At 42.7% G+C, this 25,777-nt stretch carries 25 protein-coding genes; 16 read left to right on the top strand and 9 right to left on the bottom strand.

All coding sequences use genetic code 11. The annotated features are described in order from the left end of the window. Positions 1-16 precede the first annotated feature (16 nt). Positions 17-949: a LysR family transcriptional regulator gene (locus tag L1D22_RS20055; protein ID WP_239831000.1), complete on the bottom strand. Its 933-nt coding sequence runs from the start codon at positions 947-949 to the stop codon at positions 17-19. 248 nt (positions 950-1,197) lie between these two features. Between L1D22_RS20055 and L1D22_RS20050 the strand changes: the two genes are divergently transcribed. The 4 genes from L1D22_RS20050 to L1D22_RS20035 all read left to right on the top strand — a co-directional run bounded on the left by L1D22_RS20050 (position 1,198) and on the right by L1D22_RS20035 (position 4,918). Further along, complete coding sequence (locus L1D22_RS20050) at positions 1,198-1,488, top strand: putative quinol monooxygenase (protein WP_239830999.1); 291 nt, start codon at positions 1,198-1,200, stop codon at positions 1,486-1,488. Between the two features lie 92 nt (positions 1,489-1,580). Then, the gene (locus L1D22_RS20045) at positions 1,581-2,663 is read left to right on the top strand and encodes a major royal jelly family protein (protein ID WP_239830998.1); all 1,083 of its coding nucleotides are present in this window, start codon (positions 1,581-1,583) and stop codon (positions 2,661-2,663) included. Between the two features lie 247 nt (positions 2,664-2,910). Next, the gene (locus L1D22_RS20040; protein ID WP_239830997.1) at positions 2,911-3,696 is read left to right on the top strand and encodes a glycine betaine ABC transporter substrate-binding protein; all 786 of its coding nucleotides are present in this window, start codon (positions 2,911-2,913) and stop codon (positions 3,694-3,696) included. A gap of 196 nt (positions 3,697-3,892) precedes the next feature. Beyond that, on the top strand, positions 3,893-4,918 hold the full coding sequence (locus tag L1D22_RS20035) for a zinc-binding alcohol dehydrogenase family protein (protein WP_239830996.1): 1,026 nt from the start codon (positions 3,893-3,895) through the stop codon (positions 4,916-4,918). A gap of 152 nt (positions 4,919-5,070) precedes the next feature. Here the strand turns inward: L1D22_RS20035 and L1D22_RS20030 are convergent, their stop codons facing one another. Together L1D22_RS20030 and L1D22_RS20025 are read right to left on the bottom strand one after the other, a co-directional pair. Next, positions 5,071-5,679 carry a CIA30 family protein gene (locus L1D22_RS20030; RefSeq protein ID WP_239830995.1) on the bottom strand — a complete coding sequence of 203 codons (609 nt, stop codon included), beginning with the start codon at positions 5,677-5,679 and terminating at the stop codon, positions 5,071-5,073. 58 nt (positions 5,680-5,737) lie between these two features. Next, positions 5,738-6,004 carry a DUF3081 domain-containing protein gene (locus tag L1D22_RS20025; protein WP_239830994.1) on the bottom strand — a complete coding sequence of 89 codons (267 nt, stop codon included), beginning with the start codon at positions 6,002-6,004 and terminating at the stop codon, positions 5,738-5,740. A gap of 346 nt (positions 6,005-6,350) precedes the next feature. Here L1D22_RS20025 and L1D22_RS20020 point away from each other — a divergent pair, with 346 nt between their 5' ends. Next, the gene (locus L1D22_RS20020; RefSeq protein ID WP_275665142.1) at positions 6,351-7,331 is read left to right on the top strand and encodes a bile acid:sodium symporter family protein; all 981 of its coding nucleotides are present in this window, start codon (positions 6,351-6,353) and stop codon (positions 7,329-7,331) included. Positions 7,332-7,349: 18 nt separating this feature from the next. Here L1D22_RS20020 and L1D22_RS20015 read toward each other — a convergent pair whose 3' ends face one another. Next, positions 7,350-7,742 (bottom strand): hypothetical protein, encoded by a 393-nt coding sequence (locus tag L1D22_RS20015; RefSeq protein ID WP_239830993.1) that lies wholly within the window; start codon positions 7,740-7,742, stop codon positions 7,350-7,352. A 299-nt stretch (positions 7,743-8,041) separates the two neighbouring features. Between L1D22_RS20015 and L1D22_RS20010 the strand changes: the two genes are divergently transcribed. Together L1D22_RS20010 and L1D22_RS20005 are read left to right on the top strand one after the other, a co-directional pair. Continuing rightward, positions 8,042-8,935: a DMT family transporter gene (locus L1D22_RS20010; RefSeq protein WP_239830992.1), complete on the top strand. Its 894-nt coding sequence runs from the start codon at positions 8,042-8,044 to the stop codon at positions 8,933-8,935. Positions 8,936-9,140: 205 nt separating this feature from the next. Further along, positions 9,141-9,560 carry a VOC family protein gene (locus L1D22_RS20005; protein ID WP_239830991.1) on the top strand — a complete coding sequence of 140 codons (420 nt, stop codon included), beginning with the start codon at positions 9,141-9,143 and terminating at the stop codon, positions 9,558-9,560. Positions 9,561-9,657: 97 nt separating this feature from the next. Here L1D22_RS20005 and L1D22_RS20000 read toward each other — a convergent pair whose 3' ends face one another. Next, positions 9,658-10,557 carry a DMT family transporter gene (locus tag L1D22_RS20000; protein ID WP_239830990.1) on the bottom strand — a complete coding sequence of 300 codons (900 nt, stop codon included), beginning with the start codon at positions 10,555-10,557 and terminating at the stop codon, positions 9,658-9,660. 299 nt (positions 10,558-10,856) lie between these two features. On the opposite strand from L1D22_RS20000, the gene L1D22_RS19995 reads away from it, so the two are divergent. Beyond that, positions 10,857-12,257 (top strand): alpha-amylase family protein, encoded by a 1,401-nt coding sequence (locus tag L1D22_RS19995; RefSeq protein ID WP_239830989.1) that lies wholly within the window; start codon positions 10,857-10,859, stop codon positions 12,255-12,257. A 90-nt stretch (positions 12,258-12,347) separates the two neighbouring features. Here the strand turns inward: L1D22_RS19995 and L1D22_RS19990 are convergent, their stop codons facing one another. Continuing rightward, positions 12,348-13,322: a LysR family transcriptional regulator gene (locus L1D22_RS19990; RefSeq protein WP_239830988.1), complete on the bottom strand. Its 975-nt coding sequence runs from the start codon at positions 13,320-13,322 to the stop codon at positions 12,348-12,350. Between the two features lie 100 nt (positions 13,323-13,422). Between L1D22_RS19990 and L1D22_RS19985 the strand changes: the two genes are divergently transcribed. From L1D22_RS19985 to L1D22_RS19950, 8 genes are all read left to right on the top strand, one after another. Beyond that, positions 13,423-14,775, top strand: a complete 1,353-nt coding sequence (locus L1D22_RS19985; RefSeq protein ID WP_239830987.1) for an MATE family efflux transporter — start codon at positions 13,423-13,425, stop codon at positions 14,773-14,775. A 165-nt stretch (positions 14,776-14,940) separates the two neighbouring features. Continuing rightward, the gene (locus tag L1D22_RS19980) at positions 14,941-15,186 is read left to right on the top strand and encodes a hypothetical protein (RefSeq protein ID WP_017630837.1); all 246 of its coding nucleotides are present in this window, start codon (positions 14,941-14,943) and stop codon (positions 15,184-15,186) included. A gap of 335 nt (positions 15,187-15,521) precedes the next feature. Continuing rightward, positions 15,522-16,526: a response regulator gene (locus tag L1D22_RS19975; RefSeq protein ID WP_239830986.1), complete on the top strand. Its 1,005-nt coding sequence runs from the start codon at positions 15,522-15,524 to the stop codon at positions 16,524-16,526. A 1-nt stretch (position 16,527) separates the two neighbouring features. Continuing rightward, entirely contained in the window at positions 16,528-16,965 is a 438-nt protein-coding gene (locus L1D22_RS19970) for a PAS domain-containing protein (RefSeq protein ID WP_017058076.1), read from the top strand. An 876-nt stretch (positions 16,966-17,841) separates the two neighbouring features. After that, positions 17,842-18,885, top strand: a complete 1,044-nt coding sequence (locus L1D22_RS19965) for a GMP reductase (protein WP_048606087.1) — start codon at positions 17,842-17,844, stop codon at positions 18,883-18,885. Positions 18,886-19,027: 142 nt separating this feature from the next. Further along, entirely contained in the window at positions 19,028-19,648 is a 621-nt protein-coding gene (locus L1D22_RS19960) for a TnsA endonuclease N-terminal domain-containing protein (RefSeq protein ID WP_102285906.1), read from the top strand. Between the two features lie 2 nt (positions 19,649-19,650). Continuing rightward, positions 19,651-21,522: a Mu transposase C-terminal domain-containing protein gene (locus L1D22_RS19955; protein ID WP_239830985.1), complete on the top strand. Its 1,872-nt coding sequence runs from the start codon at positions 19,651-19,653 to the stop codon at positions 21,520-21,522. 24 nt (positions 21,523-21,546) lie between these two features. Continuing rightward, a complete protein-coding gene (locus L1D22_RS19950; protein ID WP_239830984.1) occupies positions 21,547-22,527 on the top strand; it encodes a TniB family NTP-binding protein in 981 nt (326 codons plus the stop codon). Between the two features lie 358 nt (positions 22,528-22,885). On the opposite strand, the gene L1D22_RS19945 is transcribed toward L1D22_RS19950, so the two are convergent. The 3 genes from L1D22_RS19945 to L1D22_RS19935 form a co-directional block, all read right to left on the bottom strand. Beyond that, the gene (locus L1D22_RS19945; protein ID WP_239830983.1) at positions 22,886-23,434 is read right to left on the bottom strand and encodes a hypothetical protein; all 549 of its coding nucleotides are present in this window, start codon (positions 23,432-23,434) and stop codon (positions 22,886-22,888) included. 328 nt (positions 23,435-23,762) lie between these two features. Then, complete coding sequence (locus tag L1D22_RS19940) at positions 23,763-25,160, bottom strand: DEAD/DEAH box helicase family protein (RefSeq protein ID WP_239830982.1); 1,398 nt, start codon at positions 25,158-25,160, stop codon at positions 23,763-23,765. Next, positions 25,154-25,702 (bottom strand): hypothetical protein, encoded by a 549-nt coding sequence (locus L1D22_RS19935; RefSeq protein WP_239830981.1) that lies wholly within the window; start codon positions 25,700-25,702, stop codon positions 25,154-25,156. The genes L1D22_RS19940 and L1D22_RS19935 overlap by 7 nt, the downstream gene beginning before the upstream one ends. Positions 25,703-25,777: the final 75 nt, after the last annotated feature.

The following is a 25,777-nucleotide window of genomic DNA, read 5'->3' as shown; positions in this document are numbered from 1 at the left end:
TTTTATTTTTAGGTCGTTAAGACTTTAGAGTTTCTATAATGCCTTGCTCGCTCAGTTGAGAAAGGATCTCTGAGGTTTTCTCGCGGAATAGATCTCTTAATAAGCGAACGGTCGGGGTGATGGACTGACGACTCGGGCACACTAACCACAGCTCGGTTGAGGTTGGCTTGAACTCGGGCATGATTTTAACTACTTCGCCAGAGAGCAGATGACTCGACATATCTAAACAAGACTTTATTGCCATACCTTTCCCTGCAACACACCAGCGTCTAACAAGGTCAGCATCATTCGAGGCGCGATTCCCTTTTAGCTTCACTTTATGATCCTGCTTGCCATCGTTAAACACCCATTCGTCTTGCAACATATCATGCAGCTGATACAGCAGACCATTGTAATCAGCTAGGTCGCTTGGCTGGTTTGGTGTTCCCATCTCGGCCAAGTATTCAGGCGCTGCACACAATATTCTTGGCACATCGCAGATCTTAAAGCCGTACATGTTGGCATCATTCGGAGAACCATAACGCAAAGCCATGTCTACAGAATCACGGTAAAAATCGATGTTGCTGTCACTGATGCTGGTGCGAAGTGTCGCCTTTGGGTATTCAAGCAGAAATTCATCAAGCCAAGGTGTAATGAGGTTACGTCCTAAATCCGAAGAAAGCGCGATGCGGATTTCTCCGTCCAAGATACCAAGCTCTTCACGCATGTTGAGCTTTGCTTGCTCTAGCATCTTCAAGGCTTGCTCACATTCAGGTAAATAGCGTTCGCCTGCAGAGGAAAGCCTTAGATGGCGAGTGGTTCTTACAAACAGTTCAGCACCCAGTGCGGCTTCAACACGTTTGACGGCAGCACTCGCGGTTGCTGTACGCATGTCTAGGTTAGTGGCTGCTGCGGTGATGCTGCGAAACTCCGCTACTTTTAAAATGACCTGCAAGTCTTCAAGAAGCATATTATCTACCTGTGTTTGATAATGTTCTAAACATTGTATTGAAATATTTTCTAATCACAAAGCGGCTTAATCCAACTTTATTCCTTCAAAACTAACTTCATACGCTTAATTGTCAAAATATATTTGATAATAATTAAAATGTAAGGCTGTTTTTCGTTAGTAATAATCTAACTACTATGTATTCATACCAACAACGCACTGCAGTCACAAACTGCATCAATGAAGCAGAAAGCCAAAAGGAACACATCATGACTACATTAACTATCGTCGCAAACATCGTTGCTAACCAAGACAGTGTTGAGCTAGTAAAAGCAGAGCTGCTTAAGCTGATTGATATTACTCGTGCTGAAGAAGGCTGCATCAATTACGACCTGCATCAAGATAATGAAAACCCGGCTCATTTCACTTTCTATGAAAACTGGGTATCACGTGAACTTTGGCAAGCTCATATGGGTAACCAACACCTTGCGGATTACATGACAGCAACAGAAGGCGCAGTCGCAAGCTTTACCGTTAACGAAATGACCCAAATCGCTTAACTACTAGCTACAGAAGCAATTTGCGTACAACGCTAAACACCACTGAATTAAATGATATGCCTCCAGAAGGAGGCGTAGAGAGAGGATTTCTCATGAAAAACGTAAAATCATTATTAGCATTAACCACAGCTGTATTCTTTAACACAGCACAAGCAGCCGATATCGAAGTTGTCGCTCAGCTCGACGGCACTCGCCCAGGCAACATTACAGTTACGGAACAAGGTCGCACTTTCCTTTCGATGCAACCTCTTGATGCACCTGAGTTCCGTGTAGTTGAATTAATGAAGGATGGTTCAACAAAACCTTTCCCAACCAAAGATTGGGCTGATGGACCTGAAACGGGCGAGGTGGGACTTTCTTCGGTTATCGGTATCGATAACACAGAAGACGGTGTGGTTTGGATTTTGGACATGGGCAGCGCCGATGCGCCCGCACAAATCGTTGCGTGGGACACCGTAAACAACAAACTTTTTAAGCGTATCGAGATAAGCAAAGATGTCACTGTCGGCAATTCGTTCTTACAGGATTTCGCTTTAGATACTAAGCGTAACCAGATGTACATTGCGGATACTACGCTTGGAAACCTGTTTGGTGAACCTGCACCTGCCTTCGTTGTGGTTGACTTAGACACGGGTAAATCTCGTCGTGTGCTTGAGTCTTACAAAGCATTGCTTTCACCTGAGCATGATGTCGTTATCGATGGATCATTGATGGGCGCGAAACGCGAAGACGGCAACTCAGATGCGCTTTATCTTGGATTGAATCCAATCACGATTGACTCGAAAAACGAATGGCTATACTTCGGAACTGTAAACGGCAGTTCGATCTACCGACTACCCGCCGGGGCGCTTGCTAACGATAAACTGACTGACCAAGAGCTTGCTCAAGGCATCGAGTTTTACGGGGAGAAACGTCCGAGTGATGGCATGATCATCGCGGATAACGGCGACATTTACGTGGGCGATGTTGAGAAGAATGCTGTGAGTATCGTAACAAAAGAGGGATTCAAGACTTTTGCTCAAGACGACAAGTTACTGTCGTGGGCTGATGGTTTCTCAATCCAAGATGGTTACCTGTACGTGACACAAAACTCTCTGCACTTAAACCCTGCATTGAATGAAGGTGAAGAGGGCTCAAGCAAGCCATACCATGTGTTACGCATCAAAATGGATTAATACTCTTGCGATCGAATGACCTTCTGGTTATCTGATTAACATAATTTTACTAAGCGCCATGTATCTCAACGATACATGGCGCTTTTTTATTGGGTTCAAGAATTAGGAATTAAGCTTCAGAGCTTACTGGTGATTCAAGAATATCATTAACAAAAATAATTTGAGAATTATTCAAATATTAGGCTGTTTTTCGCTGATTTGTAGCCATGTACTATCTCTATCAAGCCGAACAAAAGGGGATAACAACATGACTAAGAAAATCACAATTGGCGTAACAGATTTGTCTTTTCACCGCACCACTGCATCATTGGTTACCAATGTATTAAACGCAATGGGCTTCAAGGTCGAGCGTGTCTTCTCTCCTCATCAAGAAAATTTCGAAAAGCTAAAAGCGGGTGAAGTAGACATGCTTTCTTCGGCTTGGTTGCCATCAAGCCACGGTATCTACAAAGCGGGCGTTGAGGAAGTTGAGCCACTTATCGAACTTGGCCTTCACTATGAACCTTACGCGTTGTGGGGCGTGCCTGATTATGTCCCTGAAGAAGCGGTTTCTGAGGTCGCTGATCTATTAAAGCCTGAAGTTGTCGAGAAAATGAACTCTACCATTCAGGGCATTAACCCCGGCGCAGGCATTACACGCTTCTCTATTCAGATGATGAAAGAGTACGGCTTGAGCGATGTGGGTTACGAGTTTTTTCCTGGTAGTGAAGACGATTGTTTTAATGCTTTTGAAAGAGCCGTAGCGAACAAGGAGTGGGTTGTTGTACCGCTGTGGAAACCTCAATTTTTGCACTATCGCTATGACATTCGAGAGCTCAAAGAGCCAAAAGGCTTACTCGGTATTGTTGATAGAGCGGTACTTCTTTTAAGAGACGACAAGAAGCACTTGTTTAGCGAACAACAGATCCAGACGTTAGATTCATTGCGATTCTCGAACGATATTATCGCAGAGCTAGATTATAAAGTTTGCCGTGAAGGTAAGCCGCAAGATGAAGTCACGCGTGACTGGTTGATTGAGCAAGGTCTTATTTAACCTCTATGCCTCTATGCCTCTATGCCTCTATGCCTCTATGCCTCTATGCAGCAGCTAACAGAGTTACTTGTTCGCGTTGCTCAATCAGTGGCAACACGATTATCAAAAAATAATTGAATATGATTCAAACATTAGGCGGTTTATCTAAATTGAGAGTCAACTAAGATTAACTTGTCTAATTCAAGGAGAAAGCACAATGTCAGTACCATCAAAAATGAAAGCTATCGGATTTACTCAGTCACTTGCGATTGCAGAGCAAGACAGCTTAGTTGAGTTTGAAACAAACCTTCCAGAATTAAAAGAACATGATCTGCTTGTGAAAGTGAGCGCGACGTCTATCAATCCAGCAGATGCGAAAATTCGAATTCGCAGTGCTCAAGATAAAACACTTGAGCAACCAAAAGTCCTTGGTTATGACGCGGTTGGTGAAGTTGTCGGTAAAGGTACAAACGTTGAAGGCTTTGAACTAGGCGATCGCGTTTACTATGCTGGTGACGTAACTCGCATGGGCGCTAATGCAGAATACCAAGCCGTTGACTACCGTATTACGGCGAAAGCACCAAAGAGTCTTTCTGATGAAGCTGCTGCTGTTATGCCACTGGCAACACTTACTGCGTGGGAAGCGTTGTTTGATCGCCTACGTGTGCGTCCAGAAGAGAAAAAATCCATTTTGATCATTGGTGGTGCTGGTGGTGTCGGTTCAATCACAATTCAATTGGCGAGCCAACTGACTAACCTGACTGTTATTGCGACGGCTTCAAGACCTGAAACTGAAAAGTGGGTAAGGGATATGGGTGCCGACCATGTGGTGAATCACCGTAACTTGGTTGAATCTGTACGAGAACAAGGCATTCAGCATGTCGACTACATCTTCAATGTTGCCGATACCAAAGGGCACTGGGAATCAATGGTCGAGCTTATTGCACCACAAGGCATGATCAGTTCTATTGTTGAGTTTGATGGCGGCATTGACTTGTCTGCGCTGCAAGGTAAGTCTGCAGGCTTTGTGTGGGAGTTGATGTTTACACGTTCACTGTTCAACACAGACGATATTCAGAAACAGCAAGACATCCTGTTCCAAGCAGCGAACCTGATTGATGCTGGTCGTATTAAGTCGACACTTACCACCACATTGAATGGCTTTAGCGTTGAGGCACTGAAAGATGCGCACCAACGTATTGAAAGCAGCGCGTCGATTGGTAAAACAGCCATCAAATATTAATTGTTAATGATTTAGATCTTTGACGGTTTGAATCGTTGATCTTTTGAATAGCTCGAACGCTGGATTAGAAAGCCCCTGATACTTATCGTGAATCGGTAAGGTATCAGGGGCTTTTGTTCGTCTGTAGTTTACCTCGGGCCTTACTCAGAGCTTTACTCAGTTTCTTGAAGCGTTTTGAATTGAATCTGAATTAAATTTAACTCGAAGGGCAGAGCCTGTTTATCTGCAATTAAAAAGCCGATCTTTTTAATGTCTTGAGCTTTGAGTTCTGGTGCTCCGCTGAGTAATCGACCTCTGAACACGGCTTGAAAGTCCTTCAGTTGGAAGGTTTTCTTAAGTTGCTCGCCTTTGATGGTCTCAAAGTTGTGCTTGTAGTTGGTTCGATAACCATCTTTCCATGTGGTGAACCTTAATTGGTAAGTACGACCATCGCCCACAAAAGTCAGTTCTACGCTGTCCATCTCAGAGCTTAGATACTCTATAGAGCGGCTGATTGAACTGAAACCACCATTATTTTCTAACGAGAGCTCTCCCTTGAACTGACTCATACCACCGTTATAAATAAGCCCACCAGTTGAGATTCCACCCATCACGTTGTCGTTGGTTGCTGTCCAGTTCTTATGTTCGTTCGCTTGCGTGAAATCAATCATCTCTGTTCCTGCTGTTGACGCTTGAGACCATAAAAAAGAAAGGCTGAGCATCAGCCATAAAGGAGCTACTTGTTTACGTAATGAAGATGCCTTAAAAGCAGATTCGCTCATGATTTTCTCCGTTAGCCGTTAGCCGTTAGCCGATAGTAGTGATGAGTCTGTTCGCGTGTTATGGAGAAGGTTCAGTCGCGAGCATACCCAGACAGTGTTCGATGAATTCAGAATAGTTTGAAGCGTTGTCGTACTCAATTTTTAGCGAGCCATGAAACATCAGCGTCACAGTGACGTCTTTGTAGCTTAGCCAGCAGGTGTAACCATCGTAATCATGCCAAGCCGTCATTTCGCCAACTTGATATTTGTTGTCCAGTAGCTCACCGGAAGAGCGAATAAACTCAAACACTCTGAGAAACTCAATAATGGTGATTCTGTTGTCCATGTGTTGCTCCCGCTGCGCCACCTTTGAGAATAGGCTTATCTTTGGTGTTTAGATTAACTACGTCTTTCTTTCATATCCTTACGGCTTACCTCTGTGCCCCGATCACTGAAAGGGTCTTATCTTCTCGATAAACCGCTGTTTTCTAATATTTTCATCGTCATTCCATACATCTGCTCAATCCAGAGCAAAACGGGCGTAACAAACTCGAATAACGACGTTAACCCTCAAGATAAAGACGAGCTTAATTTGCGTTTATGGTGGTTAATTAAAATTAGAGTCGATAGGATAAATAGCATCGGAGCCGGGTTATTGGCTGAAATGGAATCTACAGAAAGTGCGTGTCAACATGATAGAAAAACTGAAAAAGGAATGGTTTCTTGTAGGGATGGTGGTGGCCATGGTCGTTGCTGTTTTTACGCCAGATTGGGGTAAATCGGGTGGGGTACTTCATCTCGATACGGTAACTGTTCTCGGCATCGCTTTGGTGTTTTTCTTACACGGTTTGGGTTTGTCTCCCAAAGCCATTCTTGAGGGGCTTTCGAATTGGAAGCTGCATGTTTTTGTACAAAGCGCGACCTTCTTAGTTTACCCACTGCTTTGGGTGATATTCGGGCAAGGCTTTGTCGCTTATATGCCAGCAGCTTTGGCCTTTGGTTTCTGTTATCTTTTCGTTTTGCCGAGTACGATTTCGTCTTCGGTCGCGATGACGGTGATTGGAAAAGGAAACCTACCGGGTGCGATATTCAATGCGTCGCTTTCTAGTATCTTAGGTGTGTTCATTACGCCGCTTCTGATTCAGCTCTTTATGGGATTGGAAGGTGCAGAGCTAAACTTGATGGAGTCGGTGATCTCGATATCTAAAATGCTGCTATTGCCAATGATTGTCGGCCAGTTGATGCGCCCGTTACTTTTCGAATGGACTCAGAAACACAAGTCAGTGGTCAACAAATTAGACAAATACGTGATACTTCTGATTGTTTACAGTGCTTTCTGTGACTCCATTGAGCATGGTATTTGGAGCGACTTTTCACCGATGCTGTTGTTGGTTTCAGCGGTGATTTGTTTAGTGGTATTGATGGTGATGGTACACGGCATTCAATGGAGTGCCCGCAAAGTTGGATTCAATCATCAAGATGAAGTGGCGGCGGTGTTCTGCGGTACCAAGAAGACTTTAGCGGCAGGTATTCCTATGGCTAAGGTGATCTTTGCTCACAACCCTAATCTAGGGATGATATTACTGCCGATCATGCTTTATCACCCAATTCAGATCTTTTACTGTGCGGTGCTAGCCAATCGTTACGCCAAGTTAGATACACAAGCGAGTTAAACTTGTTTGTATTTGAATCTACTTCACTTTAATTAGCGTGCTTGAATCGGTATGAGCAAAAGCGTTGTCGTAGATCTCTAAGCCCGTTGTTTGAGAGTAAGTTAGCGTGTCGTCTGAAATACTGATGTTCATTGTGAAGCCTGTAGTGGTTGCGTTGTCTGTCATGTATTCAGACTCAGCGATACCGCGCTTAGACGCGACTAACGTCATTGTATCGCCTGCAGGGCCACCCGCACCCACTTCTGTGCCTTCTTGACCTGGGGAGACATCAACGCCGTCAGTTTCTAATGATTTCCATGTGCCGACTAGCTTTGCCAATGGACCGAAATCCATTCCGTTGATTGTATTGTGGTCGGCTACTGCTGGAACCGAGATGACTGCTGCAATACTAAGTGCTAATAATTTTTTCACTGTAACTTCCTTTTTTGTAATTATCTGACCTCAATAAAAGTAAGGTTATTGTGAAACCAGTTTATTAACCCAGATCAGTGTTCTTGGTTACTATGAAAGCGATTTGTAACTTGATGTATCAGTCAATAAGAGAATATTAACGTGGCTAAATATTGAACGAATAGCTGTAATTTGTTCATCGAGGTTAAATTCAAAATTGCATTAATCTGAGCGTCAGTAATTTTGCAATTACACATTTCAAATTCTCATGTATGATGTGCGCCCATAATTGTATGACAAATGTGTGATCTTCCTTCTGTATGAATAAAGCTGTTAACCACGCCATTTTGCTTTTGGTGTTCGCAAACCTACTTGCGTCCTTTTCAGATGTATCGTTGAAGATACTGAATGGCGAAGTCCCTACGTTCCAGTATGTGTTTATCCGTCAGCTATTGAGCGTGATCTTGCTGCTTCCATTTTGGTTAAAGTTACCGAAAGAGACGCGTATGCAAGGCGGTTGCCGTATCAACTTTTTAAGGGCTCAATTTATCTTGGTAGGGAGTGGCTGCGCGATGATCGCCATTACACACCTTACTTTGGCGACAGCAAACGCGATGTTCTATGTTGGACCAATCCTTATGCTGCCTTTGTCGATAGTGCTGTTGAAAGAAAGGCCGACATCTTCAAAAGTGATCGCGACCTTAATTGGTTTTGTGGGCGTATTAATCGTCTTACGTCCTGAGCAATTTCACTGGGCGGCGATTGCTGGGCTAGGCAGTGCGCTTGCGATGGGCGTGGGTAACATCTTGATCAAACGCCTGAACACAGAGCAACACATCATCTCAACTCTGTTCTGGACCAGCATTATGACTCTGCCACTCGCACTGGCATTTGCACTACCAACTTGGTCAACGATCGAATGGCGCCATGTGGGTTGGATCATGGCAATCAACTTGTTTGTACTTGGATACCATGCGCTTGTGGTGGTGGCTTACAAAAAAGCACCGGCTAACCAAATTGCGCTCGCAGAGTATTCCGGGTTGGTGTTCGTAACACTGTTTGGTGTTATGTGGTTCGACGAGATTCCAGACATTCTGACGCTGGTGGGTATAAGCCTGATCGTTATTCCTATGATGCCGATTAAATGGAAGAAGAGTTTTAAGTGGAGAAACCGAGCCGCTTTAGAAGTTGAGGTTACTCCGCCTAAACCATAGCGGCTTGTCTCTCAGTTATTCTCGACTCCAAAATAACTCACATAGGGAAGGTCGTCTAAACTTAGGTTTTGTATCGCTTCAAAATACGACAATTTTGGCTCTAAAAACGTTCTCGAAATAAATGCAAATTAGTGCTTTACCTCAACTTAACTTGAGGTATTAGGATATGCAACGTTGCTTACGAGAATACTTTAAGGAGAGAAGAATGATCCAACTTGAACATGTGAATTTAGTCGTTAAGGATATCCCTGAAATGCTGACTTTCTATAAAGCGGCGTTTCCACATTGGTACGTTCGTGATGAAGGAAAAGGCGAGTGGTCAGGCAAGCCACGTAACTGGCTGCATTTTGGCGACGAGTACCAATACATTGCATTGAGTGATCACGGAGAGGGTAAAAATAGAGATTTGGCTGGGCACTCAGTTGGTCTCGCACACTTTGCTTATGTGACCAATAACATCGAAAGCGTCACTCAACGTCTTATCGATGCGGGCTTCCCGATTGCTAAACCCGGCGCTGAAGAACCTTATCGAAAAAATGTCTACTTTGTGGATCCGGCAGGCTTTGAAATCGAGTTCGTTGAATATCTGAGTGATGACCCTAAGCTGCGTAATGCTACAAGCTAATAGCGTCTCTGGGTAGAAAGTAACAAAAAGGGCATTGTGGAATATTCCGCAATGCCCTTTTTAGATTCTATTTATTAGCTGATATTGAGTGGGTTACTTATTTAGCCTTGAACGGCACCAATAGCTGTTTACCAAACACGTTAATGAGTGCGCCAGTGACAATCAGGCCACCACCTAGATAAGTCCAAACTGATGGGATTTCATTAAAGATCCACACGCCTAACAGTGCCGAGAACACAATCTGAACGTAAGAGTAAGCCGAAGCTTTGCCTGCGGCTTGTGTCTGCATCGCCTTGGTTAAACCGTATTGGCCGATTTGAGTGAAAATCCCGACGAGTACCAACATCACGGTTAAGAATAGGCTCGGCCACACAAAGTCGTTCCAGATAAGGGCTGTTGAGATCGGTAGAGCAACCAGTGGGAAGTAGAAGATGATGACAGAACTGTCTTCGGTTTGGCTCAGCTTTCTCACAATCACATAAGCGATTGAGCTACCAAACGCGCCGCATAACGCCACCATAATGCTGAATAGAGGCAATTCGCTACTCGCGCCGCTGTTCATGCTTGGCTGTACCATCACCAATAATCCCGCAAGGCAGAATGCAATGCAGATCATGGTCGATTTTTGGACGCGCTCTTTTAGGAATAACACACCGAGCAATGCGGTAAATACAGGGTGTACGTATTGTAGAATGGTCGCTTCTGCTAACGGTAACGTGGTTACGGCGTAGTAAACACACATCAGTGCAGCAGTGCCGACTGCGCCTCGAATGAACAACAAAGGTTTGTTATTACCCCAGATAGAAATGCCTTTTCGTTTTACGTCGATGTAGCTGATGATCAAAGACACCAGCGCTCTTGCTGCAACGATTTCAAATACAGGTATGCCGTAGTTGCTGATGTATTTCACACAAGCAGACATCAATGCAAATCCAAAAGCAGAAAGGATCATGAATCGAACCCCAACAGGGATCATTGAAAAAGAGAAAGAAGGCATAAAAATATCAATCGGTTGAGGGAGAAGGAATGATAGCTTAGTTTAGGAGAGGCGACCAAAGTCTTTGTCCTGTTCTCGTCAACTTGATTCAATTAATTCTCATTTCCACTCTTTACGTATATCTGTACAACCCCATAAAACGCACATCACATTTTGCCCAACATAATATCGGCTATAGCTCAAATTTATAAAATCAATATCAACAGAAGGTGACGCTAATCAACTCTGATTTATCCGTCGTTTTAATTGTCTTTATCACTCATATCATTCTTATGAATTTATAATGAGAGATATGTTCTATGAAACCAATAAATACCCTACTCATATCCACGCTCGCGCTTTGCTCTTTTAGTTCAGCGACTTACGCTGACACCATTTTGCATGCTTTCAACTGGAAGTACTCAGACGTAACAGCCAATGCCAACCAAATAGCCGAAGCGGGCTACAAGAAAGTGTTGGTTGCTCCGGCAATGAAATCCAGTGGCAGCCAATGGTGGGCACGTTACCAGCCTCAAGATCTGCGTACCATTGATTCTCCTTTGGGCAATAAACAAGATTTGGCCGCAATGATCACCGCACTCAAAGCTGTGGGCGTCGATGTTTACGCCGATGTAGTACTGAATCATATGGCGAATGAAAGCTGGAAGCGAAGTGACTTGGACTACCCTGGTACTGAAGTGCTAAACGATTATGCCAGCCGTTCAAGCTACTATGCCGAGCAGACTCTGTTTGGCAACTTAGCACAAGGTTTTGTCTCGGCTAACGATTTCCATGCCGCAGGCTGTATTACTGACTGGAACGATCCGGGTCATGTTCAATACTGGCGTTTGTGTGGTGCTGACGGTGATGTGGGTCTTCCGGATCTCGACCCAAATAACTGGGTAGTGTCACAACAACGTTTATATCTGAAAGCGTTAAAAGATATGGGCATCAAAGGTTTCCGTATTGATGCGGTGAAACATATGAGCCAGTACCAAATCGACCAAGTATTTACGCCTGAGATCACCGCGAACATGCATGTGTTTGGCGAGGTGATTACCAGTGGCGGAGCAGGGAACAGTGGCTATGAGTCGTTCTTAGCGCCTTACTTGAATAACACTAATCACTCTGCGTACGATTTCCCGCTGTTTGCTTCAATTCGATCGGCATTCTCTATGGGCGGTGGCTTGAACCAACTGCATGATCCAAAAGCGTACGGCCAAGCACTCGACGATAATCGTTCGATCACCTTCGCGATCACACATGATATTCCAACCAATGACGGCTTCCGTTACCAAATTATGGATCCACAAGATGAGCAGCTTGCTTACGCTTATATCCTTGGTAAAGATGGCGGTACGCCGTTGATCTACAGTGATGATTTACCGGATTCTGAAGATAAGGATAACGGTCGTTGGGGCAATGTTTGGAATAGCTCGAATATGAAGAATATGCTTAGTTTCCATAACTCGATGCAAGGTAAGTCGATGACGATAATTTCGAGCGACCAATGTACTTTGCTGTTTAAGCGTGGCAAAGAAGGCGTTGTTGGAATTAACAAGTGTGGCGAAACGCGTGGCGTGACGGTTGATACCTACCAACATGAGTTCAATTGGCATGTTCAATACAAAGACGTATTAAGCAGCGCGACAGAAACCATTTCTTCTCGCTACCATACGTTCAATCTACCACCGCGCAGTGCACGTATGTTTAAGCTTTAATGCTAATTCTCTAGAGCGAACACCACTGGTAAAAAGCATAAGCCGCAGTAAGTTCTGCGGCTTATTTGTATCTAAGCTTAAGGCTTATCGTTACTGTTGATCGCTAATAACACCAAACCAATGATTCTGATGAGACAGTGCTTTCAGTAACTCGATCTCTTTTTCTGTCTCTTCTCTAAGCCATTCAATAAGGTCGTTGATGATAGGCGTGTGACTACGCTGGTGAATGAAATAAGTCCAAGCACTGTTCTGGATCTTGGCATTCTCTGGACAATATAAGAAACCGCGTTGCAGATCCTGCAAAACTAAAAGCAGATCCGTTACCGTGACGCCTTCACCAGATAAGCACGCACTGAGCGCCATATCTAAAGACAAGAAGCTGGTATTTCTGACGGGCTTTTTCGGAGGTGATTCGACATCGGCTAACCATACTTTCCAGTCATGGTGATCTAAGGTCGGGTGCAGCCGTGGCATGGTTAAGATTGAGTCGAGGTCGGTATCTTTCTTAGTCAAGCCAACAGCATTGGTTAAGCTCGTAGAGCAGACTGGCGCCATGAACTCTTCACGCAAGAAAGTGATGTCAGGCGCGTTGTCATAGCGTTTTTTGAATCGAGTGTGGAAGATCAACAAGTCGTATTCGCTGCTGTTGATCGCTTCATCCTCTTCAATCACAGGAACGATCACGATCTCGTAATCTGGGTAACGCTCGTTTAATTCACGAACCTTAGAGATCAACACGCGCGTAGCGAAACTCAGGGTTGCTTTGATAACTATGCGTTTCTGTTTTGGTTCACTCCAAGAGGCGATAACCGATTCGATATTGCCGTAGCTTTCACGCAAAGCGACATACAAATCATGACCTTGAACCGTTAATTCAATCGCTCGATGCTTACGAATGATCAAAGATGCGTTCAGCTCATCTTCAAGCTGTTTGATCTGACGGCTGATCGCACTCTGTGTCACGTTGAGCTCATCGGCAGCCAACGTAAAGCTCATCAGCCTTGCAGCCGCTTCGAAGGCTTTTAAGCCATTATGGGAGGATGGCAAGCTAGGATATGGGGTCATAATTCGTTCGCATGAGTTTTTAGAATGTTAGAGTCGCAAATTTATCAATTGAACGCCAGCCCCATCGAGCGTATTTTGGGCGAAATTAACTGAGGCGCTCATGAAAAAAATACTCACTCTTGCATTCCCTTTGATCATTTCACAGCTGATATCCATGGCTTTAGTCCTTACTGATGTTTGGATGATGTCGCGAATCAGCGTGTCAGCGCTTGCGGCTGGTGGCTTAGGTGCCTCTATTTACTTCTTCATCTTTATTATTGCGAGCAGCACTGTCGGTTGTGTAGCGAACCTGATCGCTATTGCTTATGGTCAGCGCGTCGCACGCCCAGAGTTTGGCAACACTCAGATTAGATTGGCCGTGAAAGGTGCAACTATGTTGGCATTCGTGCTCAGCGTGACCTTAATGGCTAGCTTCTGGTTTGCGCCACTTGTATTGGAAGCGGCGAAACAACCTCAAGAAGTGATCACCTTAGCGATGGAATATGTGCACGCTCTAAAATGGGTGATGTTGCCTTCACTTATCTTATTGGTGCTGCGTGGCTTAACCAGTGCGTTTGGTAATGTGCGTTCTATTCTTGTGATGTCGATTATCACCGTGATTTTGAATGTACCAGTGAGCTACTTCCTCACGTTCCAGCTCGATATGGGACTAACAGGCTTGGGTTTAGGCACGGCCATCGCGGCATTTATCGTGATGGTTGGATACACGGTTTGGGTGTTTAAACGTGACGAGTTCAAACAGTTCGCCCCTTGGTTAAATACCGAAGAGTACTCCATTAAGCTGATGAGCCCATTGTTGTTGATGGGTCTACCTATCGGCTTGGCAGCCTTGCTTGAGCACGGTTTAATCTACGGCGGCACTTTGATGGCGGGAACGATCAGTATCGCCTCTCTGGCGCTGCACCAAATCTTGCTGCAATGTCTAAGCTTTACTTGGAACTTTAACTTCGGTTTCTCGCAAGCTGCCGCAATTTTAGTAGGCCGTGATTATGGCGCAGGCAACTACGAAGGCATCAAAAGAACCTCGATTCAAAGCTTTATATTAGTGTCTGTGTTGAGTGTCGCCTTGTCTGCCGTATTCATCCTATGGCCTGAAATGATCGCTTCCATCTTCAAGTTGGATGACGGCACTGGTGCAATGACATCGCTATTGGCTTCTGTTATCTGGGTTGTTGCACTGTGCTTTATTGTTGATGCTTGGCAACTACTGGCGATTAACCTGCTAAGAGGGATGAAGATTGTCTCTATGCCAACGGTGATGACAGCTATTGGTTACTGGATGTTTGGCTTGCCTGCTGCTTGGTACTTGATGCCAAAATTCGAGCTAGCAGGGATCTGGGGCGGGATTGGTGTTGGTCTGGGTGTGACGGGTATTCTGCTGCTTATCCATCTGATGTTTGTCATTCAAAAGAACAGCAAGTCTCCGGAACTATCGAATCATGCTTATTCGTGAGTGGCTTGTTCTGCTAGCCTCTAACCATCAACCTTGAGCTATAAACCTTTCACTATAAAACCTGAACTGTGAATCTCGTAATATAGACCTTGGTCTTACAGAAACCGAGCTAAAAGATGACTAGAATGATTTGAGTTGCTCACCGTTTTATCAAGGATTACACAAATGGAAGTTGGATTGTTCTGGGCTGAAAAAGGGATGCTAGTGCTTGGCGCACTGTTTGTTTTGACGAGTATGATGCAATATGGAAGACGCAGTAGCGATTGGAAAGGCGTGATTACGATGTTCTACAAGCGTATCCCAATGAATATTGCGGAATACAAATGGTACCGACTTGGAATCGCGTTATTGGTTTTTGCCGTGATTATCCGTTTTGCCTTGTTGATCCTATGGCCTACCTACCAGTTCTAGCTTTTTTGCATTTGTTCTGATGTATAAGACATCTGCCATTAGCTCTCACGTGTTGGATATATCGAAGCGAAAAATGCATGAGTAAACCGAGCCTTAATAAACCTACTTATTAAGGTTACCATTTAATAAAATAGTGCTAATACTCAATAATATTGAGTTGCTATTGTCTTTGTAGCATATTGTTTTTCATAAAGAATAATGCGAGATAATAGCTTACCCGCTTGTTTCATCATTCTTACTAATAATCTACACATAAATCCATTCACCCCGTACCTGATACCATAATGATCTGTTACACTCGTCCGAATTAGCTTTAATTTGTCGGTGGTGCATTTATGTCGTTCCCAGTTCTTATATGTGATGATTCTGCGTTAGCAAGGAAGCAGATGGCTCGATCACTGCCTAGTTCTCTAAATGCAGATATAACTTTTGCTGTTCATGGGCTTAATGCACTTGAAGAGTTAGCTCAAAACCAGTTCAAACTGATGTTCCTCGACCTCACCATGCCGGAATTAGACGGCTATGGCACATTGGAAGAGATGCAACGTTTAGGTGACACCACGCCTGTTGTAGTGGTTTCTGGTGATATCCAACCAAAAGCGCAGCAGAAGGTCATGGACCTTGGTGCTAAAGCGTTTTTACAAAAACCGATCGATAAAGAAGCGTTAAAAGCGATTTTACGTGAGCATGTTGAGCCGCCAAAACAGCCTCAACTTATTACCCCAGTCGCTTTAGAACTACCAATACTCCGTCGACGTGACATCTACATGGAAGTCGCGAACGTTGCGATAGGCCGTGCAGCTGATGCATTGGCGCGTCACTTTAATGTATTTGTTCACTTACCATTGCCGAACGTGAACATCTTCGAAGTGAGTGAATTGCACATGGCACTTCGTGATTTAGCAGACAACGACCAAGTATCGGGTGTTTGCCAAGGCTTTAGCGGAGAAGGCATCGCAGGTGAAGCCTTAGTCTTACTGAGTGATTCCAGCGTGAGCGATCTTAAGAAGCTCATGAAGGTGCCAACCGAAAGCGAACAGCTTGAAGAACTGGAACTGCTGATGGATGTGTCGAATATTCTCGTTGGTTCTTTCCTTAACGGGCTAGGGGAGCAATCTGAGGTTCGCTTCTTCCAAAGTTCTCCTGTTCTGCTCGGGCAACACATCTCGATTGATTCTGTGATTGAGAATACCAGTGGCTCGTTTAAGAAGACCATGACCTTCGAAGTCAGCTATAACATTGATGGCACTTCCATCCGTTGTGACCTTCTGTTTATGTTCGTTGACGAATCTTTGCCTCTTCTAGACAACAAATTGGCCTACCTAATGGAGGAGTTTTAATATGCTGAATCTTCCTGCTGAATTTGAACAGTTTCACTGGATGGTGGATATGGTTCAAAACGTCGATATGGGGCTGGTGGTCATTAACCGTGACTTTCAGGTACAAGTTTGGAATGGCTTCATGACGCACCATAGCGGTAAGCAATCGCATGACGCTATTGGTAAGTCGATCTTTGAACTGTTCCCTGAAATCCCTGAAGAGTGGTTTAGGCTCAAAACTAAGCCTGTTTATGATTTAGGTTGTCGCAGCTTCATTACATGGCAACAAAGGCCTTATCTGTTTAAATGTCGTAACGTTAGGCCTGTAACTCAACAAGCCGATTTCATGTATCAGAACGTGACGCTTAACCCAATGCGTTCACCAACAGGCCAAGTTACGTCACTGTTCTTGTCTATTCAGGATGCAACGGCAGAAGCCTTGATGTCTCAAAAGGGCTAATACATCTTCTAGGCGTTGGTTTAATAGCTTTGAAAGTAATCTAAATATCGAATAAAAATGGCTAAGGTGAATCACCTTAGCCATTTTTTGCTTTCTATTCTTTAATTGACCTTAAAGGCTTCGATCTTTTTCGCCTGCTTACTGCAAGTTTCCTTCATTTACACAGCTCACCACTTCAGAGAAATCTCTTTGCTCGAACCTTTTTTCTCAAGAAACTCGATTGGCTGAACTACCAGACAGCAGAGAAGCATGATCTCGGCTGTTGGTGGTTTATAAATTTTGTTGTTTTAGGTAGCTTTGAATAGAGGGCGAACTTTGGATTGTCGAAACCAAATGAACCTTGCCTTCAAGATAGAGCGAATTGAGGTGTATTTTTCATACTTGATGCTAACCAACAGCACGATGAGTTTGTCGAATTTGGACGAAAACAGAAAAAATTTGGGAAAAAATCGAATTTATTTAAGAAAAAAGACATTTTTTTGTTGGAGAAAAGTGTGATTTTTATGTGATCTCGAGGCACTTTCTTCACATATTTTCTTAATGAAGGCGATATTGTGTGAAAGAGAAAGGAAAACGATTGCGCAATAAACCGACAGCGTTTGCGTGATTGGTTCGCTAAGTTATTAATTAGTAAGAATTTAGTAAGAAGGTTGATCTAGGGAGGTTTTACCAGATATGGAATCTTTGAGAGGATAACACAAAAAAAAGTGAAATATCAGACTTGCTGTTACTAAATCACGACCTATAATGCTGAAAACCGGAGCGTCTGCCAACGCTCCGGTTTTTTTGTGTCCGAAGAAAAGTAAACTCGTCTGCCAACGGTTTTACTACGCATTTCGCGAGAGACACATAATTTTATGAATCAAGGAAAACACCATGCGTATCGAACAAGAACTTAAGTTAGGTTTCAAAGATGTACTCTTCCGTCCGAAGCGTTCTACCCTTAAAAGCCGTTCTCAAGTTGAATTAACCCGCGATTTTACATTCAAGCATAGCGGTCGTCAATGGTCTGGTACTCCAGTAATTGCAGCTAACATGGATTCGGTAGCAAGCTTTGAAATGGCAGCTGCTCTAGCAGAGCACGGTGTTATGACTGCAGTACACAAGCACTACACAGTAGAGCAGTGGGCTGAGTTCGCTAAAACAGCAGACAAGAAAACACTGAACAACGTATTTGTATCAACAGGTACATCTGAAGCTGAGTTTGAGAAGACTAAGCAAATCATGGCGCTTAGCGAAGACTTCGTATTTATCTGTATTGATATCGCTAACGGCTACTCAGAGCACCTAGTTGAGTACGTACAAAAAGTACGTGCTGAATTCCCGAACAAAGTTATCTCTGCGGGTAACGTTGTAACAGGCGACATGGTTGAAGAGCTAATCCTAGCGGGTGCAGACATTGTTAAGGTTGGTATCGGCCCTGGTTCGGTTTGTACTACTCGTGTTAAAACAGGTGTAGGTTACCCTCAACTTTCTGCAATCATCGAGTGTGGCGACGCAGCACACGGCCTTGGCGGCATGATCATCGGTGACGGTGGCTGTTCATGTGCGGGTGATGTATCTAAAGCGTTCGGCGGCGGTGCTGACTTCGTAATGCTAGGCGGCATGCTAGCAGGTCACTCTGAGTCAGGCGGTGAAGTAGTTGAGCAAGACGGCAAGCAATTCATGAAGTTCTACGGAATGTCTTCACAGTCGGCTATGGATAAGCACTCAGGTGGTGTTGCTAAGTACCGTGCTGCGGAAGGCAAAACTGTTTTACTTCCATACCGTGGTTCAGTTCACAACACAATTTCTGACATCCTTGGTGGTGTACGTTCAACTTGTACATACGTAGGCGCAGCAAAGCTTAAAGAGCTAACCAAGCGTACTACTTTCATCCGCGTACAAGAACAAGAGAACAACGTATTCGGTAAAGAGTAATCTGAACGAATTCGAATAGTGTAAAAAAAACCATACGTTGATTTTACGAAACTATACGCTGAAATAAAAACAACCATACCTTGAAATTGCTTATAAAGTGTACAACACTTGAGGAAGTTTACTACAGGTATGGTTGTTTATTATGAAAAAACGGATTCTTAGAAACTCGTCAGTAAAAAACATCTCACGCTTTGTCAGCCTCAAAACGAACTCTATCCATACAGTCGAATCCGACTTGGAGTTTGACGCATGTTTCCACTTCGAATTTTCGCCACAGATTATAACTTTCGAAGCGCAGCCTATCGGTTTTGAATATTTTATCGAAGGTAAGCTGCATAGGTATACGCCCGATTTTTTAGTCACATACAAAGATTCATACCAATCATTTTATGAGATAAAGCCCAAGCACATTGCAGAAAAAGATGAGTTTAAAGAAAAGTTTAGAGCTCAGAAAGAACAAGCATTGGGCGGCGGTAAAGACCTGCACGTATTGACAGATGATGATATTCAAATATACCCATTGCTCGATAATTTAAGGATCATTCATCGTTATGCTTGCGATGAGCGTCTTAACTCCATTCAGAGAAATATATTGAATCTATTTAAGAAATATGGAGAGCTCAGGATAGAGCAGGTTGTTCAATATTCTTCAGTTCATTCTTCTCAGTTATTACCCTCACTTTATGATTTGATTGCCAGACAGTTGTTAAGTATTGATATGCACCAGCCTATTGGTTGGCAAAGCCCTATTTGGAGCTCTTAGGCATGCCAAGTGAAGGTTCTAAGCGATTTGGCGAGCTATTTCCAAGTACTAACTTCGATAAAGAATCGAAACCAAAGGAAACGCTATCACTCCCCTTATGGAAAGATGTTGATCTGACGTTTAAGGATGTCTTTTCTGTTGATGAAGACCGAAGAAATGAGGCCATATATAGATATAACATTATAGAATTCCTTATAGATCAATATGGTACCGATTTTTCCAAAAAGCAAATAGATGAGTCACTTACTGCTTTAATAGATAAATTTGGTTCAAGTACACCATCAGCAATCAGCATTTATAGGTACTGGAGAGGTTTTAAAAAATCAAATTTTCAGCTTAACTCCCTAATTCCGAAAGTCTCTGCTGGCAATACAAAAAGAAATACTCCCGATGAACTTGAACCTTTAATTCAAGGTGCAATAAGAAATTACTTCTCTGAAGAATGCCCGACAGCAACATCGGCATACGTAACTCTTGAGGTTGAAATTGATCGGCATAATGAAATCAATGGGACTCAATTTGAACCGTTCTCAATACAGGCATTTAGGAAGAGACTAAGGAAGCACTCTGAGTACGAAAAAATACTACTTAGAAAGGGAAAAAGTGTAGCTGATTCTACTTTCAGAAAAGTGGGGAAAAGGCCAGCAACAACACGAGTATTGGAACGTGTAGAAGCAGACCATACTAGGCTTGATTTATTTATTATTGATGAAAAAAACGGTATACCATTGGGGCGTCCGTGGCTCACAGTTTTGTACGATACTCATACAAAGAGCATTGTGGGTTTCTATCTAGGGTTCGAGCCGCCGAGTTACTTATCAGTATCACTAGCACTTGTGAATGCAATTCTTCCAAAAGAACACGTTAAAGAACTATACCCATCAGTAGAAGGGTGTTGGCCTTGTTATGGCTTGCCTGAGCATTTGATTGTCGACAATGGTACTGAGTTTAACAGTAGTGACTTCAAAATAGCGTGCAAAGATCTGAAAATAAAAGTTAAGAAAAACCCGACTAAAAAGCCTTGGCTTAAAGGGTCAGTAGAGCGATATTTTCGAACTATCAATAATCGATTTCTCTCTAGAATGCCGGGTAAGAGTTTTACTAATATATTTGAGAGAAAAGATTACGATCCACTCAAAAATGCAGTTATTGATAACTCGCTTCTACAAGAAATGGTTCATATCTGGATAGTGGATGTTTACCAAAATGGAAAAAACGGGCTAGAAAACAATATCCCAAATCTAAGTTGGATCGATGCTGTTAATTCTTCAATTCCTCCACGTCCTTTCAAAGGGTCTAGAGATGAATTGAAGTTTAACCTAGGAAAAAACCGCGAGGTAGTTCTCGATAAGAATGGGGTTAGGTTAGGCACAACAATACGCTACTCTAGTGTTCGTCTAGCAAGATATTTTGGGCACAAAACGTGTAAAGACATGAAAAGTGTACGTGTGAGAATCAAGTATGATCCTAGTTGTCTTGGTAGGGTTTATGTACTTGATGAAACGAAAGAAGAGTTTTTTGCTGTAGACGCAATTGATGCTGATTACGCCTATTCTGTTTCTGAGTGGTTACACAAGACTTGTTGTAACTACGCAAGGCGACATATTCGCAAGAACTACAACCACAGAGATGTTGTTAAAGCTTGGCGTAAAATCCTCGATATTATTGATGAGGCATTTGAAAAAACAGGTCAAAATAAGCAACGGAACTCTCTAGGGACTACAACTACATCTCGGGTGCAGCGTATAAAAGAGCATTCTAAAAGAGCAACTTCAGAAGCAAAAACACAAAAAGCTGATTATGTAAAATCAGAGCTTGATGATGAATTAGATTGGGATATCGAGGTTAATACTAATGGTTGGTCGATAAAGTGATTTTATTCAAAAAGGCTAACTGACATGGATAGTAACAAAACAGAAAGCACAGCTGATTTGGTCAAACAGATTTTCATCCAGAGCCCGCTAATAAGCGACATTCTTGATGATATTTCAGATTGCCGAGAATTTAGTGACGGTATTCATGAACCAGACTGTATGATCGTTGTTGGAGATACTGGGTCGGGAAAAACAACGCTGATAAATAAGTATTTAAACGAAAACCCTCGTTCAGAGACAAGCGAAGGTTCTTTTATACCGATTTTATCGACTTCTCTCCCACCCAATGCGACCCCGATTACGGCTTCTGAGCAGTTGCTATCTGACCTAGGAGATCCACTCGCTTTTTCTAGAGGGAGTGATCCTGTCAAGGTCGCCCAAGAAATGAGTGATTTAATGAAGTCATGCGGAGTTGAATTAATTATCATAGATGAGTTTCAACACATGATAGATCGTAAGAATAAGCAAATTTTACATAGTGCAGCTGACTGGTTAAAGATGCTCATTGTACGTTCAAAGGTACCTGTGGTGCTTTTTGGTATGCCTTACTCGGTGGTAATTTTGGAGGCAAATAGTCAATTAGCAGGACGCTTCGAATTACAGCACACTCTTGAGCCTTTTAGATTGAACAGCAAAAATAACCGTAGTATCTATAAAACGTTTTTAACAATGCTTGATGACGCATTACCTTTTGGTGAGTCTTCTGGTCTTGCTGAGCCTGACATGATGAAGCGTATCTACGCATTTTCCCAAGGTAATTTACGTCGAATCAGAAAACTCATTAATAGAGCGAGTAGGCTCGCATTACGTGATCATTCAAATAAAGTTGCATTAAAACACTTTGCCAAAGCGGCGCCCAAAGTAAGCCAGGTCGCATGTGAAAATCTAAATCCTTTTGAAGTTACCGTTAAGGAATTGAAGATCAATCATCCCCCTCAAGATATTGGGTGGGAAAACTATCTGTTTCAACAAGAAAAAGACGTATCGGCAAAAGGTTTATTTTGATGCGTTTTTTTGTTTTACGGTCTTTGTATGCAAGGCTAAAAGCTCAGTGGCGGATATACTTATCAGACCATTTTCGAGATAGAAAATGCTACGGATAAAAGCCACCTCTCAAGGCTCTGGACAAAAACGAGTCTGGTTTTGTGCTAAATAAAGCCTTGGATAACTGTAGGTATGGAGAGGCTTAACTTAATATCCAACTCTGATGGGGCGGACCAGACCGTCTTTTTGTGCTCCCAAAATAAGAACACAACTTTGAGAAAATCTAACAACAAGCAGCAAACCGAAATAAATGAGCAACTTTCAGCTGAATTAGTACATTTCAACTTTGGAACTCAGAGGCTCTTCAACTAAACCTACCTCAACTATAACTGGTGATCGCCGCTTCTGTTGCCAATTTGAGCTTGGTGACTTTATCACTAGTCATCTCAAAGCTGCTTTCATATTTGTTCGTTGAAGCTACTCGAAGTTGGCGTTCGACAGATATAAGATCACCAATAGCTCTCCGTAACTTAGCTGCTGACATACGAACCTGTTTCATTATTTGCATCACTGACGGCCCTGAAACGATAACGCTACAACTCATGGCGTAATACTTTGCATTGAGAATCATTTCAAACTCTCGGATACAACTATTAGCAACAAATAGCTCATCGATTGTTGAGTTGTCAAAGTAGCTATCGACATGCGCTGATCGCTTTATCTCACGGTAAACCTCCCGTAGCTTTTGGGTTTGATCATATAGTTGACCAATAACAATATTCGCTAATTCAAAGTTTTCATCTGATAGATAAAATTCGTTATTTTTATACTCCGAATCTGCCAGATGAAGTGCCACAATTTTAGCCATGATACCGCTTATACAATCATTGGCATTACCATCGAAAGTTGCCATAATTATGTTACTCATACCGTTTCTCTTGTTCAGTGTGACCTGAAAACAGATCAATCTTTATTGTAAATGAACTAATTTTGTCTTTTGGCAACCATCGTTAGGTGCACAGAGAAATGCACAGTTCCTTTTACTCTGTATTGTTCAATATCCACAGAAATTGCTAGGGATCTTGTAATCGCCACATCAAGCTCGTCTGCATAATGCTGGACCGTTTGAGTACCATTAACATACCTATCTGCATTCATTGCAACTGTATCGCCAGCTGATTGATATTGACGCAGCTTTGTACATTCTAGCACCGCAAACGTATCTGGGATTTTGCTTCCGATTTGTTTTATCGATACTAAATGCTAGATTGGCGGTCATAGTGAAAGGCTTCAATGACTCTCTGGTTGAAGTCTTGCAAAGATAATTCTTCGTTGTCTGGAGGGACATTGCTACTGTTGAATGGTGACTTAGAGCTTATATCGTCTTTAAAACTTATTGATATTTGATGGTCTTTTTGAACGGTAATTGCCGCTTCTAAACCTAACTCACTCGAATTTAGGTGTGTGTCTAATATCTCTGATTCCTCTTTAAGAACCAGGCAGCTATTGGGGATGTCTTTTTCAATTTCTTCAGTAAAATCAATGAGGTTAGGTTCTGCAAAAGTATAGAACCACGCTTCTTGATTTTGGCTTGAAGTTGAGCGCAATATTCGGCCCAAGATTTGTCGAAAATAGAGTTTAGTTTTTATATTGCTAAGGTGACAGCAAACCTGGAGCCTAGGAATGTCGGTTCCTTCACTTACCATGCCTACACTAACAATCCATTCAGTATTGCACGATTTGAACTGGTTAATACGTGCATGCGAGCCATCTTCTTTGTACGTCACCGTACAGGTTGTTTGATTGAATGTGTCTTCAAGTAGTGATGCTATTTTTTTTGCATGATTAATCGTAGATGCGACAATTAAGCCTCCGGCAGAAGGTGACTCAGTGCGGATTAGTTTTAAGCGAGATATAGCCCTTTCTAAGATGTGAATTAATGCTAATTCATTATGTAATATTGCTGAGTAATTGATATTTCCATCTGTGATCAACTCATGCAGTGAATTAAATGATTCAATATGGTTGTTAGCTTTAATTGTTGAGTTTTCGCAATCTATGAGAACAATGGTTGGTCTTCGGCACACGCCATCTTTGACTGCTTGAGCTAATGAATATTGATAGTCACAAACAATATTCCCCTCAGGACCTGTATATGAAGAGAGTACTACTGGCGTTAAATTTGAACGCCAAGGTGTCCCTGTAAGAGCAAGAGTATAGGTTGATGCTTTCTGTACCTCATTGAGTATATGGTGCCCCCAGGAATTGGTGTTAGTTTCTTTATCTCCTGCACAGTGATGTATTTCATCAAAGATACATAGAACTCTATACCTAGATAGCGTTGACCAAAACTGGGCATCAATATGTCTAAGGGATTGATAGGTCATTGAGCAACCCTGTGTCCCTAACCTTCCGTCAAAAGCAGTTCCTAGTACTGACGAGAAGCAATCAGATATACTGCTTGATACAACTCTTGAAGGAGAAAAGCAAATAACAAAGTCAATCAGCTCTTTGTCGAACATCTGTTTTGCTAAATTTGCGGCCATTATGGTTTTGCCTGCGCCTGGAGTCGCTTGTACTAAGAAATGACGCTTCTCATTTTGATAATGAGTAAGTGCTAGTGCGATACACTCTTTTTGCCACACTCTTAGCATAGAGTTGACTCATCAAGTCGAATTAATTTCATTGTGCGAGTCCAAACATTGAGTTTAGCCATTAGAGCCGCTGACTTTTGAGTCGCTTCTAAATATGATTTTTTTAGTAGTTTGTTAAGATCACTTGAGCGAGCCATAAGAGCTTTGTATTCGTCCACTTCAGCTAATGTGATGGCTAGTTCAGCCTCAATGCCAGCTTTTTCATGTTGCAGCTCTATGAAAATAGACGTTTGCGGTGGAAAAGGTGATTCGTTTATCTTCTGGTTTCTTTTTTGTTTAGCTACAGATTTAAACTTTGCTTCAAAGAAACGTTCAGATCTAAAGAATGCCTTCTTTCTGCCTGCTCCTTTGCATACGATCAAACCTGCTTTTTCCAATGCATCCAATTGTCTAGCAACGAATAAACGTGCGTTATTTTTATTACCATACATGCTAGAGCATTCGAGTACCCAATCTCTCACTCCAACGACTGTAAAATCAGTGACTTCAGGTTGGGATATATATTGGTAAATGTTGTTATCTATTCGGTGTTGCTTACGCATTGAGTTAACCAGTTAAAGAGTAAATTGCGGATTATAATCCGTGGTAATAAATGCATCAAGAGGCGATAGTTTTGT

The sequence above is a fragment of the Vibrio sp. Isolate34 genome, assembly GCF_022397915.1.
Lineage (GTDB): Bacteria > Pseudomonadota > Gammaproteobacteria > Enterobacterales > Vibrionaceae > Vibrio.
This window is presented reverse-complemented; position numbering and strand designations above follow the sequence as displayed.

Excerpts from the sequence above, each read along its gene's own strand:
- L1D22_RS20055 (WP_239831000.1), bottom strand. The coding sequence starts at position 949 with ATGCTTCTTGAAGACTTGCAGGTCATTTTAAAAGTAGCGGAGTTTCGC.
- L1D22_RS20050 (WP_239830999.1), top strand. The coding sequence starts at position 1,198 with ATGACTACATTAACTATCGTCGCAAACATCGTTGCTAACCAAGACAGT.
- L1D22_RS20045 (WP_239830998.1), top strand. The coding sequence starts at position 1,581 with ATGAAAAACGTAAAATCATTATTAGCATTAACCACAGCTGTATTCTTT.
- L1D22_RS20040 (WP_239830997.1), top strand. The coding sequence starts at position 2,911 with ATGACTAAGAAAATCACAATTGGCGTAACAGATTTGTCTTTTCACCGC.
- L1D22_RS20035 (WP_239830996.1), top strand. The coding sequence starts at position 3,893 with ATGTCAGTACCATCAAAAATGAAAGCTATCGGATTTACTCAGTCACTT.
- L1D22_RS20030 (WP_239830995.1), bottom strand. The coding sequence starts at position 5,679 with ATGAGCGAATCTGCTTTTAAGGCATCTTCATTACGTAAACAAGTAGCT.
- L1D22_RS20025 (WP_239830994.1), bottom strand. The coding sequence starts at position 6,004 with ATGGACAACAGAATCACCATTATTGAGTTTCTCAGAGTGTTTGAGTTT.
- L1D22_RS20020 (WP_275665142.1), top strand. The coding sequence starts at position 6,351 with ATGATAGAAAAACTGAAAAAGGAATGGTTTCTTGTAGGGATGGTGGTG.
- L1D22_RS20010 (WP_239830992.1), top strand. The coding sequence starts at position 8,042 with ATGAATAAAGCTGTTAACCACGCCATTTTGCTTTTGGTGTTCGCAAAC.
- L1D22_RS20005 (WP_239830991.1), top strand. The coding sequence starts at position 9,141 with ATGATCCAACTTGAACATGTGAATTTAGTCGTTAAGGATATCCCTGAA.
- L1D22_RS20000 (WP_239830990.1), bottom strand. The coding sequence starts at position 10,557 with ATGCCTTCTTTCTCTTTTTCAATGATCCCTGTTGGGGTTCGATTCATG.
- L1D22_RS19995 (WP_239830989.1), top strand. The coding sequence starts at position 10,857 with ATGAAACCAATAAATACCCTACTCATATCCACGCTCGCGCTTTGCTCT.
- L1D22_RS19990 (WP_239830988.1), bottom strand. The coding sequence starts at position 13,322 with ATGACCCCATATCCTAGCTTGCCATCCTCCCATAATGGCTTAAAAGCC.
- L1D22_RS19985 (WP_239830987.1), top strand. The coding sequence starts at position 13,423 with ATGAAAAAAATACTCACTCTTGCATTCCCTTTGATCATTTCACAGCTG.
- L1D22_RS19980 (WP_017630837.1), top strand. The coding sequence starts at position 14,941 with ATGGAAGTTGGATTGTTCTGGGCTGAAAAAGGGATGCTAGTGCTTGGC.
- L1D22_RS19975 (WP_239830986.1), top strand. The coding sequence starts at position 15,522 with ATGTCGTTCCCAGTTCTTATATGTGATGATTCTGCGTTAGCAAGGAAG.
- L1D22_RS19970 (WP_017058076.1), top strand. The coding sequence starts at position 16,528 with ATGCTGAATCTTCCTGCTGAATTTGAACAGTTTCACTGGATGGTGGAT.
- L1D22_RS19965 (WP_048606087.1), top strand. The coding sequence starts at position 17,842 with ATGCGTATCGAACAAGAACTTAAGTTAGGTTTCAAAGATGTACTCTTC.
- L1D22_RS19960 (WP_102285906.1), top strand. The coding sequence starts at position 19,028 with ATGAAAAAACGGATTCTTAGAAACTCGTCAGTAAAAAACATCTCACGC.
- L1D22_RS19955 (WP_239830985.1), top strand. The coding sequence starts at position 19,651 with ATGCCAAGTGAAGGTTCTAAGCGATTTGGCGAGCTATTTCCAAGTACT.
- L1D22_RS19950 (WP_239830984.1), top strand. The coding sequence starts at position 21,547 with ATGGATAGTAACAAAACAGAAAGCACAGCTGATTTGGTCAAACAGATT.
- L1D22_RS19945 (WP_239830983.1), bottom strand. The coding sequence starts at position 23,434 with ATGAGTAACATAATTATGGCAACTTTCGATGGTAATGCCAATGATTGT.
- L1D22_RS19940 (WP_239830982.1), bottom strand. The coding sequence starts at position 25,160 with ATGCTAAGAGTGTGGCAAAAAGAGTGTATCGCACTAGCACTTACTCAT.
- L1D22_RS19935 (WP_239830981.1), bottom strand. The coding sequence starts at position 25,702 with ATGCGTAAGCAACACCGAATAGATAACAACATTTACCAATATATATCC.